The following is a 14,382-nucleotide window of genomic DNA, read 5'->3' as shown; positions in this document are numbered from 1 at the left end:
ACGATGAGTACAAAGCACTCTTGTTAATTCATGCTATCTTTTGTTAAAGAACGTGAATTCAGTCAAGTTCTTGGTTTACGGTATTTCCACTATGGAAAGCCCGGAATTGACTCGGTGAAAATCCTGTATTTCTTTTAAATGCATTATAAAAGCTAGATACACTTTGATAGCCTGTTTGATAACCAATCTCTGTACTATTAAAGACCGTTGTCAAGAGCAGTTCCTTTGCTTTCTTAACTCTGATCCTTTCTAGATATATTCGAGGAGTATACCCTGTTCTTTCTTTGAAACTCCGATTTAAATGAAAACGACTAACTCCTACCCTTGATGCAATTTCATTTAAAGACATGTTTTGAACATAATTATTTTTTATCAATCGCATAGTATCTTCTAAAACGCATTCGAACGGGTCGTATATTTTTATATTTAGATCTGATCGGCATCTTTTGCATGGGCGATAGCCTGCCCTTTGAGCTTCTTGCGCATTTGAAAAAAAGGATACATTTTCATAATTAGGAACCTTAGACTTGCAAGAAGGCCGGCAGAAAATTCCAGTTGTCTTGACTGCGTAAAAGAATATCCCGTCATACGCTGAATCACATGATACTGTTGCTTTCCACATGGTATCTCTAGAAAGGTTATTTTGATCTTTCATTAGATTTTAATCCTCCCTTGTAGGCGAAAATCTTATTACTTAAAATCATATAAATCACATATATAGCCACGACAATTAACGGAACAAATATATACAATTGAAAAAATGGAATCACCAGCAAACATAAAATGAAAGAGATTAACGATGCCCACCATGCCAGTGTGTTCTTCCTAAATAATTTAACGCCTGCCGCCATTGAAAGAACATAAACTAGAATCCCAAGAGAAGTCGGTATAAACAAAATATCATCAAACGTTAGTGACAAAGCTTTTGTCACTAACACACCTGCTACCGAAAAACAGATAACAAACAATACCATCTGTCTTGGAATTTGAGTAGTTGCATGCAGCCTTGAGAAAAATTTTGGGAAAGCACCATCTCTGCTTAATGAATATCCTAATTGCGTTAGGCTGGCTACAAAAGCATTCGCTGTCCCTGTACAAATAATTAAAGCTAAAACAGCTGTAACGACTTTGGCACCTCCGCCTACTGTACCTCCCATTATAACACCGATAGGAGACAGGTTGCTTTCTTGACTGCCATACGTGGCCGTTCCAATAGTGACAAGACTTAGCGCTAAAAATAATAATCCAATGACAACTGCACTAATAACTGCTCCTTTGACAATATCTTTTTCTGGCCTTTTAAAGTGCTCAGCCAGATTACAAATCGCCTCCCAACCGAAAAATGCCCAAAAGATAACCGTTATAGCGTTCCCGACAGAAAACCATCCATTTGGAACAAAGGGAGTAAAATTCCCCCATTGTATTCTTGGAAATGCCACAAATACAGCTGACGCTAAAAGAATCAGTAATAAGGAACTTAAAATCACTGCAACTTTACCACTAACATTTACGCCGTAATAATTGGAAACACCTGCAATTACCAAAATAAAGACGGCAATTATAATTGTTTCAAAATGCGAAAATCCAAATGCCTGACTGACGTAAAAAGCACCAGTTAAAGATACAATCGTTTGACCAACTGCTGCTGTTACAAAGTAAAACCACCCAACGATATTGCCAAGATGATATCCAAAAGAATTTCTAACAAAGGTTGCTGCTCCACCAGAATCAGGATATATCCGTGCCAAACTAGCAAAGGAATAAGCAAGCGGAAAACTAATTATAATAACGATAAACCAGGATACAATAGATGCAGGGCCCGCTATTGAGGCCGTTACCCCCGATAAAAAAAGGACACCTGATCCTAGAATAGCTGAAATGTATAACGCAATTCCTTGAAATAATCCAATGGCTTTATTGTTCATGATCTCCCCCCTTTTATAGGATTTAGTGTACTAGTAAAAAGGGGGGGATTCTTCTTGTTTTTTGCGGTTTAATTCGTTTAATAAAACAATCAAAAGCATTTTTATTATATTTCTTCTTCAACAATCGGGCCAGATTGTTGAAGAAAGTAGCCTGTTCCAATAAAGAACTTTATTGTTCAGTAAACAACTTGTCATGAAACCATAAAACGAACCGAAATTTTTCTTAAGGGTAGAAAATTTGGATCGCTTTATGTTGGAATTTGCTTAGCTTATATTTTCGTTAAAATGTGGGCGGGATCCCATGCCCATCAAGCTAACATTTTGAGACATCTCCATTACGAGAAATCTTCAAGAAAACAGACTTTGAAGTAAGGATACTATATACACGTATAGTACTCGCTATCATTGGTGCTTTGGCTTTATGGATGCTTATAGTAATCTATATAAAATAATCTTTTTTTATAAATAAAAGGGCCTGATGTGAGAGAAAAGGCCTTTTCAAAAATTGCATATGAGGAAAATCAATGTCAATAGTTTAATACCAATAAATAAGAATTAATTCCAGGTATTAAGTATTGAGAAATAAAAAATATTTAACGCAACAAATTGGTTAACTTTATGAGCTAACCAATTGTTACACAAAAGAAAATTAGGCCCTCTAATTAATAGATGTGTAACTTAAAGTTACAGTTATAGTGTAAGCGAGATTGAAAATGTTATACGAAAGTAATTCTGTTAAAAAGTTTCATTTTGTCATAAATAAAAGAGCAGTTAGCCCAGCCTAACTGCTCGATACAGAGGTAATAATCTAGCTACATAGATATTATATGCTGAGTTATTGATTTTATTTGTGTAAAAAACAAAAGAGCAGCTAACAAAACCTAGCCGCTCTAAACAGTGATGTGTCTCTAGATGTAGTTGTAGTATAAACAGAATGCTGAGTTTTATTCATGGGGAGATAGAAATGAGCTTGAAAATAGAATATAGTCCGGCTAGAAAACTAGAGGACACCAATTTTTAGAGCCGCGATAAAATTGTTTTAAGAAAGGGTGTTCTCTTTATTTTGAAAGGGGATTCGGGAAATGAAGGTATTAGAATAGAAATGTTTAAAAAACGCATAGATTGATAAAAAGTAAAGGGCGAATTCCTTATGAGAATAAGGAATATTATCATTTTTGTTACCATTTTCTTCTATCCTTATATAATTGATTTGTATTTTATATATAAATTAGGAGGGAATTTATGACTACAAATAAGGACTACATTCGTTATATCCGGGGAAAAGTAGGGCATGATTTAATATTTCTTAATTTTGCTGGAGGTATTGTTTATAACGAACGAAATGAAATTCTTTTACAAAAACGGGGAGATAGAAATGAGTGGGGTCTACCAGGTGGTGCTATGGAACTTGGAGAATCTCTTGAAGAAACCGCTAAACGAGAAATATTTGAGGAGACAGGATTAAATGTTGAGGTTGAACATCTTATAGGTGTCTACTCTAAATATTCTGGTGAGTTTCCGAACGGAGATAAAGCTCAGACTATCACTCATTGTTTTCAATGTAAGCCAATTGGCGGAGAACTTACTGTAGATGGTATTGAGACTTTGGATTTAAAATACTTCCCAATAGACCAAATACCAAAATTATTCACAAAACTACACGAAGATGCCTTAGAAGATTGGCTTTCCAAAAGAAAAGGTGTATTTAGATAAAACACTTTCAAATTAATTATCCATAATCTTTAACTAACGGGCGCTTTAATTGTGTAAGAAAATAAAAACTTTTAACTTCCGCTAAAGATAATTATGTTAATGATTTAGTGATGGCAGTCCTGTTAAGGACAAGAAGAGGAACGTATAAAAATAGAATTGTAGAAATAGAAAGAGTGGATTCCATGTGAGAGAATAGGGATCCACTTTTTTTCTTGCAACTGATAAAGAGACACTATATCTGACTTACATAAATATCCTAGTTGTTCAAATTTGTCCTTGCTAATGGTACCATTAGAGTCATGGAGGGATATTATGTTTACTTTTAGATAATGCTTTAAGTTAAGTCTTTACAATTAAGCCCATTAAACGAAAGCCTTTAAATATAGAGCGTACAACTTTCATGAAGATGCGCCCTAAAAGAAATATTAAGTATGTATTATTTCTTTTCTTTAACTTCGTATTTAGCTTCAATAAAATTTAATAGTTTACCTTTTTGATCATCATTTTCTTATATTTCCTTATCGTGTTGTATAATTGATTACGAGTTACTCTTTCTATTTTGATGTTCCTCTACTTTCTTATCATATACCTTAGAGAAATCATCCTTGTTTTCTTTAGCTAATTGGTAAACTGCTTCTTTCCACTGTTCTCTATCCATGCCTAACAGGTGGGGAGAACTATTCGCAATAACTACACTAACTTCTTTTACATCTTTACCTTTAGCTTCTAATATTGGTTTTGTACCTTTTCTTGCATCCTCTACCCCTTCTAAGATGAGTTTATGCGTGTCTTTATACTTATCAGGTACTTTTACGTTCTCCATTCGATCTAAAGCTTCATCCAAAATACTTGCCGTTTTGAATACCTCTTTATACTTTTCATCACCTTTTAGTGCATAACCTAAACCTATTATTATGTCATCCTTATTAAAGTTAAAATCTAGTAATTGTTCATACATGTAACTTGGATACTGTTCCTCAGATATTGTAGTTTTCAACATTGCTTTACTAGTTTCTTCAGTCTTAGGAGTAGAATCTTTATCTCCTAGCCCACAACCGTAATAGAACTGGCATTGTCAACGCTATGAGTTTCGTTGCTTTCATTATGTATTCCCCTTTTAGAAAGTATTGTAATTAATTAACATATTGTACCATAACGTAAATTATGAATATTAGATATACAAATTCCCTATCTTTACCGTGAAATGCATTTATTGTAATAATGAAGAATATAATACACATGCTTGGAATTGAAAAAATTTATAGCTCGTGAAATAAACATATACAAAGAAAAAGACATATTTATATTGTCCTCACCCTTACCGTCCATTTTGTCTAAAATATGGGTAGTCAAACCCACACATTAATACACAATTGGAAACATAATCAGTATATTAAGAAAAAATGTGTGAATTATTTAAACAAAAAAGTGTTAGCAAGTTTGCAAACGAACTTGCTAACACTTATACAGAATAGACATAACTTATTGCCGATATGTCGCCTTTGAAAATAGCTTCAATCAGTTACATCACACTTTATACGAAATACTCATAAAAACAGTCTTAATATACATGATAACAGTATAAACTCTATATTTCTTTTAATAATTTAAGGTTATATCCTTTCTGCATTCGCCGCGTTTAACCACGAATCATAGAATTCTGTAACTGATGCATACCGTTCTGCCCGATTTTCATTTACAGCACGATACGCTACCTCATATAATTCCTTACTTGCTTCCCATTTTATAAAGGAACGATCTTTTTCACCGCCTAGAAGTGAGAAAGCCATTGCTCCCATATTAAATACATTTGTTCTTTCATCAATTATAGCGTTTAGTTCAAATTCCTCTGGTGACATAAAACGGGAGGAACCCCATAGCCGGCCCATTTTATTTATGTAAGGTTTCTTACTGTATAAATCTATATCACAAATTTTTGTTTCGTTTGTATTAAAATTATATAAAATACTAACGTCATAAAAATCTATCGCTACATAGTTTTTCTTTTCTACATAAGTATGGAAAGAAAAAATGGAATGTAAGGAATGAATTCGTTTTATAGCAGACAAATGTCTAAATTTATAAAATGGAGAGTTTGGATTTTTATATTTCTCAGGAGGTGGGAAACGCCAATGCGAATGAAGACATTCACCATCAAACCAATCGAAAATTAATACATATCCAGATTGAACTGGAAAATGATCGATTAATCTTATAAGCGAGTCATGCTTTAAATCTTCATAGATAGTAACTGAATTTTTTAGCCTTTCAATAGCATCCCTTGTTGTTCCTTCATATGCAATTGTTTGTGCTCCTGCGTATTTAATAAATTTCTTATGACCATCTTTTTCTATACCAAAACTTATATTACCTGAATCTTGCTGGTCAAAAACTGCAAATACGGTCCCTAATTTAATAAGCCAATCAAAATTATGATATTCTTTCAATTGGAATGTTACGTTATTTAACTGAATTTCCACGGAATTATCTTTCATAGATTACCTCACATTTAATATAATTAAGTTGTACATTCCACTATTTCGACATATTTTATGGAAATCCTATGCTAATAATATAAAATTTTATAAATATAATGATAAACACTTATAAAGAGGTGAATATAATGGACCAACAAATTGTTATTAAAGCATATCAAAAAGACTGGGTTGAAGAGTATATAAAAGAAAAAGAGAAATTCTGTTCCTTGTTAGGACAAGAAATAATTGCTGTTGAACATATAGGAAGCACTGCAGTAAAAGGATTAGGAGCTAAACCTCTTATTGATATGATGATTGGCGTAACGGAATTGCAAATTACTGAAAACTGGATAGAAATTCTATCTGAAATTGGATATGAGTTTGTTCCAAAAGAAGCTACGAATTGGCGCTTTTTTAGAAAGGGAAAATGGAGAGCAGGTACTCATCATTTGCATGTTTATATTTATAATAGCGAAGAATGGAGAAACAATATTTTATTTCGGGACTTTCTAATAAGCCATGAATGGGCACGTGAAGAATATAGAGAATTAAAAGAGATGCTTGCTATTACATATACTTTTGATCGTGTGTCGTATACAAAGGCAAAAGCGCCGTTTATTCGAAAAATATTAGAATTAGCTAGAACTTAATAAATTTATAGATTCTTATCTAACTAGTTTTGAAACCTCTTCCTATACTTTTTATAGGGAGGGGATTTTTTGTTTTTTTCATGACAAAATATATAAGTTCTAATGATTGGAGGCAAACTATTTTATTTATTTTGATATTTCGAGTACATTGGAAATATTAAGGGGGAATTAAGCAATGAAAGCTATTGTACATCAATATAAAAAAGGATTAGAGGGATTAGAATATAAATTTTCACCTGAGATAAGTCCTAATGCAGGTGAAGTAAAAGTAAAGTTAAAAGCTGCAGGATTAAATCATAGGGATTTATTTATTATAAATAATAGAAAAGAAATGGATCTATCATTAGTAATAGGGTCAGATGGATCAGGAGTTGTTACAGAAATAGGAGAAGGAGTTTCAAATATTAAACTACATACAGAAGTTATTATTAATCCTAGTATTGGATGGGAACATGCTACTGAAGTACCGGAGTTACCGGAAGTGCTAGGTGGACCGAAAGATGGAACGTTTGCTGAATATGTAATTGTACCAGCTGAAAATGTAGTAGAAAAGCCTTCATATCTTACTTGGGAAGAATCAGGTGTTTTATCTTTATCCGCACTAACTGCATATAGAGCGCTTTTTACAAAAGGTAGACTGAAGTGCGGCGAACACGTTTTAATTCCGGGAATAGGCGGTGGTGTTGCTACATTTGCCATGTTATTCGCGAAAGCAATTGGCGCAAAAGTGAGTGTTACTTCTAGGGTAGAGAATAAAAGGGAACTTGCTGAGAAATATGGTGCAGATATTTCTTTTCATAGTGCTGGAAATTGGGAAGAGAGCTTACAAGGTGAAAAAGTAGATTTAATAATAGATAGTATAGGTCCGGCAACTTTTTTGAAATATTTTGATGTATTAAAACCAAATGGAAGAATCGTGAATTTTGGTGCAAGCTCAGGAGATAAAATTGAATTACCATTACGCGCGCTATTTTACAATCAAATTGATATTATGGGAACATCCATGGGTAGCGGTGAGGAATTTAATGAGATGATAAAATTTATAGAAAAACATCAAATTAAACCAATTATTGATAAAGTTTACTCGTTAGAAGAAGCAATTCGAGCACTAAGCCGTATGGAACATGGAGAACAATTCGGAAATATTGTACTTCAAATGAATTAAAAAATATGATTTTGCAATTAGTATATTTAAATGAATATGTTATGTATCCCAAACATGAAAAAATACGAACCGCCTTATTATAAAGGCTTACCAGCTTTATACATAAATTGCGTATAAAATTTGTTTTATAATTGTCATATGAATAATAGTAAAATGAGAATTAGATGAAAAAAGTTTAAGCCTATTTTCATAATGGTATTGTATACTGTGTAAATCAAGAACACTTGTATGTAAGGAGAGAGTTTAATGAATTACACAGTATTTCAGTGGTTTAATAATTTTGCTGATTCATCCAAACTATTAGATACGTTAATGGTTGCTATTACAAATAGCGCTGCATACGTAGCCATTTTATTTATGCTTATCTTATGGTTTAATAATGGAAAGAAAGATAAGGCAATTAGAAAACAATATACAGTTTTATATACGACGCTTTCGGTTATTTTTGCATTATTAGTAAATGTTCTTATACACGCAGTATATTACCATCCGCGTCCGTTCGTATCACATGATGTACATCAATTAGTACCACATGCAGCAGATTCATCATTCGTTAGCGATCATTCTGTACTTGTATTTTCAATCGTCTTCGTATTTATTCTTAGAGGAGAAAAACTGAAATATATCGCGCTATTATGGGCAGTATTAGTCGGTATATCACGTATGTACGTAGGTGTTCATTATCCTTTAGATATACTTGGTGCAGCATTCTTAACACTTATTATGAGCGCATTAGTAATGCAAAGTGCACGTATGTTTGAACCAATAGCGAAACTTGTATTCAAAATGTATGCATTAGTAGCGAGACGAATTCCTTTCTTAGCGAAATATAACCATATCGCATAATTGTATTATAAAAAAGTTCCCCTTTGGACATCCAGAGGGGAACTTTTTTATAGGAAATACGAAAAGAGTTTAGAGTGCTCTGTAATCAAGTTGTACTAATTAATATTTTGAAATTTCACGCACCGAATTTAAATTATATAAAATAATGACACAAAATAACAACAGTTAGTTTTGCATTGTTTTAAAGGAATTAAAAAGAAAACTTCGAAACATATAGTATCGCAAACAAAAATTACAAATTTAAAAACGTATCTTCGTACGAATCCATTCCAAAAGAGAGGAGATAAGTATGCAAAAACTCCAAACGAATAAAGGCGCTCGATATATGATGATTGCTTTTATTGTTTTGTTTCTTATTATGATTTTGCGTATATTCTATATTCAGGCAGTAGGAGTCGTGCATAATGTGAATGTAAAGGATCTAGCGAATGAACAACATAATAAAAAAGGTGTTTTAGAAGCGAATCGTGGTACTATCTATGACCAAACCGGGAAGGTGTTAGTACAAGATTCTACAACGTATCGAGTTGTTGTGAATTTAAAAGGAAAAGATAAAGTGAAAAATAAAGATGAAACCGCACAACAATTAGCCGATGCGCTTGAAATTGATAAAGAAGAAGTATTGAAAAACTTGCATGAAGGGCGTACACAAGTTGAAATTGGAAAAATTGGTCGGAACTTATCTAGGGAAACGAAGGAAAAAATTAATAATTTAAAAATACCAGGTGTATCTTTTATGACGGAAAAAGCAAGAGTGTATCCGAATGAAGACTTTGCATCCTATATACTTGGTTTTGCTAGACCAGATGATAAAGGGAATACAGAAGGAAAGTTTGGGCTTGAAAAGAGTTTGGATAAATATTTGCGCTCTACAAACGGGAATATAGAATATGTGGGTACACGAAGGGGGATTCCGCTTACGAATGATATAGGTAAAGTAGAACCTGCTAAAAATGGGAATAACGTATATTTAACCCTTGATAAACAAATTAATAGCTTTTTAGAAGAAGCGATGAACAAAGCACAAGAGCATTATGATCCTTCTATGTTAATTGGAATTATTGCTGATCCAAAAACAGGAAAGGTTTTAGCAATGTCTAGTAAACCTAGTTACAATCCTAATGTAGGTGATATCGAATACTTTTTAAATGATCCGATTGCAAATGCATATGAACCAGGTTCAACAATGAAAGTTTTTACGTTAGCAGCTGCCATTAATGAAGGTGTATATAACGGAAAAGAATATTTTCAATCTGGAAAATATTCCGTGGGTTCATCTGATATAAAAGATCATAATGGTGGATTTGGATGGGGATCAATTACGTTTGATGAAGGTTTTGAAAGGTCATCAAACGTAGCTTTCTCTATTTTAGAAGATCAGTTACTGAAACCAAATAAATTTAAGCAATATATGAATAAATTTGGATTCAATCAAAAAACAGGAATAGATTTACCTGGTGAAAGTAAAAATACTTTATTATTAAATACGCAAATTCAACAAGTTACAACTTCTTTCGGCCAAGGTTCTACAGTAACTCCTATTCAATTAATCCAAGCGGCTACTGCAATAGCAAATGACGGGAAAATGATGCAACCATATATCGTTGATAAAATTGTAAATCCAACAAACAAAGAAGTTATTATGGAAAATCAACCGAAAGAAATTGGGAATCCGATAAAAAAAGAAACAGCGGACAAGGTTAGAAGCTTAATGGAGCGTGTTATAACATCTTCAAAAGGAACTGGTACAATGTATAAAGTGGATGGTTATCCAATTGGAGGTAAGACAGGAACAGCACAAATCCCGAATCCTGAAAACGGCCGATATATGGAAGGGAAAGAGAATTACATTTTTTCCTTTTTAGGAATGGCTCCAATTGATGATCCGGAGTTAATCGTATACTTAGCTATTAAGCAGCCAAAGTTAAAAGGAGATGAGTATGGAGCTCAGCCTCTTGCTGAAATATTTAAACCTGTTATAAAAAACAGCCTTGAATATTTAAAAGTGAAACCGTATACAGAAAAACAAATAGCTGATGCAGCGAAACAATCTCAATTAAAAGTGCAAAATTATGTAAATAAATCGATGGATACAATAGAGAAAAGTGTAGAAAAAGAGAAGCTACAGCCGGTAATTTTAGGAGAAGGAAAAATAATAAAACAATACCCACAGTCTGGCGAGGTAATAAGTGAAGGAGATCGTATATTTTTATTAGGAAATAACGCACATATGCCAAATGTAAAAGGTTGGTCCATGCGTGATGTTATGTATTTCTCTAAGCTTTTGAAATTAGATTTGAAAACTTCTGGTACGGGTTATGTAACGAGCCAAAGTATTGAAAAAGGACAAGGTTTACAAGAAGGAGATACACTAGAAATAGAATTAGAACCGCCGTTACAACCGTTAACAGAGGCGAATACGAATTAATTCAGGTATTTGGAAGGAGCTATATGAAAATGGCTCTTTCTTTAGAGTTATAAGTAATTTCACGCACCGTAATTTTTAGAAAAAATAATAAATAAGCGAATTAATAATAATACGTTATTAAATATGATTATTTTTTATTTACAGTTAAAATCATTTGTGATAATATGGAAAAAATCAAATGCAGTGAAGAGAATAGTAAATAAAATGAATTTTTCACAGAGAGCTCCATTTAGCTGAAAAGGAGTAAAAATTCTTTATTGAATCAAGCCTCTGAGCAGTACACCGGAACCTGTTATGAAGGGGGTGGTGTGACGGGAGCTCCCGTTATAGAGCTATGGTATAAGCATGAATGAGAATGCAGTACCTGATAAGGTTAGTATGGTGACATATTAACAAACTAGGGTGGCACCGCGATGATAATCTCGTCCCTAAGATTAAAAGTCTTGGGGGTGGGATTTTTTTATTGTTGTAAAACAATTTGGAAAGCGGGGGCCAAAAATGAAAAACTTACTTAAAGATTGGAAATATCCTTTATTACTATTGTCCGGAGTTGGTATTGCGAATTTAGGGGCATGGATTTACTTAATAGCACTGAATGTACTTGTCTATAATATGGGTGGCTCAGCCTTAGCTGTTGCTACTTTATATGTAATAAAACCATTAGCCACTTTATTTACAAACGCTTGGTCTGGGAGTATGATTGATCGTTTAAATAAACGGAAGTTAATGATTCACCTCGATATATATCGTGCGTTATTTATCGCTATTTTACCTTTACTTCCGTCACTTTGGATTGTTTATGTATTCGTATTCTTTATAAGTATGGCCAGTGCAATTTATGAGTCAACTGCTATGACGTATATGACGAAATTAATTCCAGTAGAGCGAAGACAACGTTTCAACTCACTACGTAGTTTAATAGGATCTGGTGCATCACTAATTGGACCAGCAGTAGCGGGGGGATTATTAATTGCGGGTACACCAGAATTCGCTATATATATGAATGCTATAGCATTTCTCTTATCAGGATTAATTACATTACTTTTACCCAACCTTGATAAGAAAAAAGATTCGGATACAACTAGTAATACATTATCCCTTACAGTATTAAAAAAAGATTGGAGCACTGTTATAAATTTTAGTAGAAAACATGTGTATGTCGTATATGTGTATTTCTTATTTCAAAGTATGTTCGTATTAGCAACTGCTACTGATTCACTTGAACTATCGTTTGCGAAAGAGGTATTACTACTAACAGATAGTGAATACGGTTTTCTAGTTAGTATAGCTGGTGCAGGCTATATATTAGGTGCCATAATAAATACAATTTTGTCAAAGAAATTAGCACCTTCATTTCTAATTGGAATAGGATCATTATTCATCGCAATTGGTTATTTAATTTATGCCTTTTCAAATGTATTTTTAATAGCTGCTATTGGATTCTTTATTTTATCTTTTTCGATGGCATATGCAAATACAGGATTTTATACATTTTACCAAAATAACATCCCTGTTCATATGATGGGACGGATCGGGAGTATATATGGGCTTATTATTGCGTTAGTAACAATTTTTATTACAATATTATCTGGTGTTGCGACTCAGTTCATTTCTATACAACTTGTAGTTATTGTAGGGTCATTAATAATGTTATTTATCACTATCGTATTGTGTGTGTTTACTTTATTCCCATTGCAATCTAAGTTGTATTCTACTGAATCAATAAAGTGAAACTTTAATCAGTGGGGGTTTTGTTCATCCCCCGCTTAACTTCCACTGAATTTTGAGGTGGGGGTCTTACTGTCCGTTAATGCGGGATAAATTCGAAATAAACTTTGTGTTCTCATTAACAATTTATCGTATTCAATAAGAGGGTTCTTTCCCCTTTATATGGAAAAATTAATAAGGGGAAAGAACAATTTGGAAAGATAAGGGTGGTTGTCGTGATAAAAACAAAAGATGAGATTAATAAAATTGTAAAAGAAATACAAAAGGAAATAGATTTCTCTGGAGTAGTTTTAGTAAAAAAAGAAAAAAACCTAGTCTATGAAAAAGCATTGGGTTACGCAAACCAAAGTGAATGTATAAGCAATACGATACAAACAAGATTCGGCATTGCCTCAGGATGTAAAATTTTCACTGCAATTGGCATCTGTCAACTTGTTGAAAAAGGTGTTATTTCTTTTCATACAAAATTAAAAGATTGTCTAGAGATAAAATTTCCAAACTTTGATGAAGATATTACAATACATCAACTACTAACGCATAGCGCTGGTATACCAGATTATTTTGATGAAAGTATTATGGATAACTTCGAAGATCTTTGGAAACAAACACCTATGTATCTATTAAAGAGCTTAAAAGATTTTTTACCATTATTCCAAAACAGTAATATGATGTTTACACCTGGAAGTAAGTTTCACTACAACAATGCAGGTTTTATCATACTCGGATTAATAATAGAAGAACAGACGGGATTTAAATTTACGGAGTATATAGAAAAGAACATATTTAATCCAATTGGTATGAATGATTCTGGCTATTTTTCTTTAGATAGATTACCAAGACATACAGCACTAGGATATATAAAGGATGAAACTAACCAAAATTGGAGAACAAACGCCTACTCTATACCAATAAAAGGAGGAGCTGATGGAGGTGCATATGTTACTGCACCAGACATGCTGAAATTTTGGGCGGCACTATTTAATAATGAAATTTTAGGAAAGGAATATACAAAGTTACTTTTAACTCCCCACATTCAAGTAAATGATAAACAGTCTTACGGCTATGGAATATGGATTGAAACACGAGAAAACAAGGTATTCAAATATCATATAATGGGATATGATCCAGGCGTCAGTTTTCGCTCGTCTATATATCCAGAATTAGGAATCACTTTAGTTATTCCATCGAATAAAGGGGCAGGACCCGAAAAATTAATGACAGAAATAGAAAGAGCTTTTTAATTATATGGATATTAAAGAAGAGATACAAAAATAATTTAAACGGGTTCATGATAGTTTCTATTTTGAAAAATATTTTAGTTAACGAGAAACCCTTTATTTAGTAAATAAAGGGTTTTATAATTTCATAAAAATATATACAATTATATAGATTTTGGAATTCGAAAACATTACTATATAGTTGTAAATTTTAATTATTCATTCATATGAAA

General features: G+C 32.8%; 10 protein-coding genes, 1 pseudogene and 1 other annotated feature. Of the genes and pseudogenes, 7 read left to right on the top strand and 4 right to left on the bottom strand.

Annotated features, from left to right (window positions below; genetic code table 11):
- Positions 1-58: 58 nt before the first annotated feature.
- Together N2V92_RS21620 and N2V92_RS21615 are read right to left on the bottom strand one after the other, a co-directional pair.
- On the bottom strand, positions 59-655 hold the full coding sequence (locus tag N2V92_RS21620; protein WP_000654821.1) for a bifunctional transcriptional activator/DNA repair enzyme AdaA: 597 nt from the start codon (positions 653-655) through the stop codon (positions 59-61).
- Positions 639-1,925, bottom strand: a complete 1,287-nt coding sequence (locus N2V92_RS21615; protein WP_001060115.1) for an APC family permease — start codon at positions 1,923-1,925, stop codon at positions 639-641. Before N2V92_RS21615 ends, N2V92_RS21620 begins: the two co-directional genes overlap by 17 nt.
- Positions 1,926-3,167: 1,242 nt before the next feature.
- On the opposite strand from N2V92_RS21615, the gene N2V92_RS21610 reads away from it, so the two are divergent.
- On the top strand, positions 3,168-3,638 hold the full coding sequence (locus N2V92_RS21610) for an NUDIX hydrolase (protein WP_000210489.1): 471 nt from the start codon (positions 3,168-3,170) through the stop codon (positions 3,636-3,638).
- A 538-nt stretch (positions 3,639-4,176) separates the two neighbouring features.
- Here N2V92_RS21610 and N2V92_RS21605 read toward each other — a convergent pair.
- Both N2V92_RS21605 and N2V92_RS21600 read right to left on the bottom strand, forming a co-directional pair.
- Positions 4,177-4,741: pseudogene (locus tag N2V92_RS21605) on the bottom strand (hypothetical protein).
- A 510-nt stretch (positions 4,742-5,251) separates the two neighbouring features.
- Positions 5,252-6,133 (bottom strand): protein kinase domain-containing protein, encoded by an 882-nt coding sequence (locus N2V92_RS21600; RefSeq protein WP_340864472.1) that lies wholly within the window; start codon positions 6,131-6,133, stop codon positions 5,252-5,254.
- A 128-nt stretch (positions 6,134-6,261) separates the two neighbouring features.
- Between N2V92_RS21600 and N2V92_RS21595 the strand changes: the two genes are divergently transcribed.
- From N2V92_RS21595 to N2V92_RS21570, 6 genes are all read left to right on the top strand, one after another.
- Positions 6,262-6,765 carry a GrpB family protein gene (locus N2V92_RS21595; protein ID WP_000372683.1) on the top strand — a complete coding sequence of 168 codons (504 nt, stop codon included), beginning with the start codon at positions 6,262-6,264 and terminating at the stop codon, positions 6,763-6,765.
- Positions 6,766-6,940: 175 nt separating this feature from the next.
- Positions 6,941-7,930 (top strand): zinc-binding dehydrogenase, encoded by a 990-nt coding sequence (locus N2V92_RS21590; protein ID WP_000644526.1) that lies wholly within the window; start codon positions 6,941-6,943, stop codon positions 7,928-7,930.
- A 246-nt stretch (positions 7,931-8,176) separates the two neighbouring features.
- The gene (locus N2V92_RS21585; RefSeq protein ID WP_001110130.1) at positions 8,177-8,776 is read left to right on the top strand and encodes an undecaprenyl-diphosphatase; all 600 of its coding nucleotides are present in this window, start codon (positions 8,177-8,179) and stop codon (positions 8,774-8,776) included.
- A gap of 289 nt (positions 8,777-9,065) precedes the next feature.
- Complete coding sequence (locus tag N2V92_RS21580) at positions 9,066-11,204, top strand: penicillin-binding protein (RefSeq protein ID WP_001170953.1); 2,139 nt, start codon at positions 9,066-9,068, stop codon at positions 11,202-11,204.
- Positions 11,205-11,378: 174 nt separating this feature from the next.
- Positions 11,379-11,637: a binding site (T-box leader), on the top strand.
- 65 nt (positions 11,638-11,702) lie between these two features.
- Complete coding sequence (locus N2V92_RS21575) at positions 11,703-12,935, top strand: MFS transporter (RefSeq protein ID WP_016077594.1); 1,233 nt, start codon at positions 11,703-11,705, stop codon at positions 12,933-12,935.
- Between the two features lie 212 nt (positions 12,936-13,147).
- The gene (locus N2V92_RS21570; RefSeq protein ID WP_000598055.1) at positions 13,148-14,173 is read left to right on the top strand and encodes a serine hydrolase domain-containing protein; all 1,026 of its coding nucleotides are present in this window, start codon (positions 13,148-13,150) and stop codon (positions 14,171-14,173) included.
- Positions 14,174-14,382: the final 209 nt, after the last annotated feature.

Source organism: Bacillus sp. CH_48 (genome assembly GCF_038008465.1).
GTDB lineage: Bacteria > Bacillota > Bacilli > Bacillales > Bacillaceae_G > Bacillus_A > Bacillus_A thuringiensis_S.
Note: the sequence above shows the minus strand (reverse complement) of the source record. Positions and strands in the feature narration are given on the sequence as shown.

Excerpts from the sequence above, each read along its gene's own strand:
- N2V92_RS21595 (WP_000372683.1), top strand. The coding sequence starts at position 6,262 with ATGGACCAACAAATTGTTATTAAAGCATATCAAAAAGACTGGGTTGAA.
- N2V92_RS21620 (WP_000654821.1), bottom strand. The coding sequence starts at position 655 with ATGAAAGATCAAAATAACCTTTCTAGAGATACCATGTGGAAAGCAACA.
- N2V92_RS21600 (WP_340864472.1), bottom strand. The coding sequence starts at position 6,133 with ATGAAAGATAATTCCGTGGAAATTCAGTTAAATAACGTAACATTCCAA.
- N2V92_RS21590 (WP_000644526.1), top strand. The coding sequence starts at position 6,941 with ATGAAAGCTATTGTACATCAATATAAAAAAGGATTAGAGGGATTAGAA.
- N2V92_RS21575 (WP_016077594.1), top strand. The coding sequence starts at position 11,703 with ATGAAAAACTTACTTAAAGATTGGAAATATCCTTTATTACTATTGTCC.
- N2V92_RS21610 (WP_000210489.1), top strand. The coding sequence starts at position 3,168 with ATGACTACAAATAAGGACTACATTCGTTATATCCGGGGAAAAGTAGGG.
- N2V92_RS21615 (WP_001060115.1), bottom strand. The coding sequence starts at position 1,925 with ATGAACAATAAAGCCATTGGATTATTTCAAGGAATTGCGTTATACATT.
- N2V92_RS21580 (WP_001170953.1), top strand. The coding sequence starts at position 9,066 with ATGCAAAAACTCCAAACGAATAAAGGCGCTCGATATATGATGATTGCT.
- N2V92_RS21585 (WP_001110130.1), top strand. The coding sequence starts at position 8,177 with ATGAATTACACAGTATTTCAGTGGTTTAATAATTTTGCTGATTCATCC.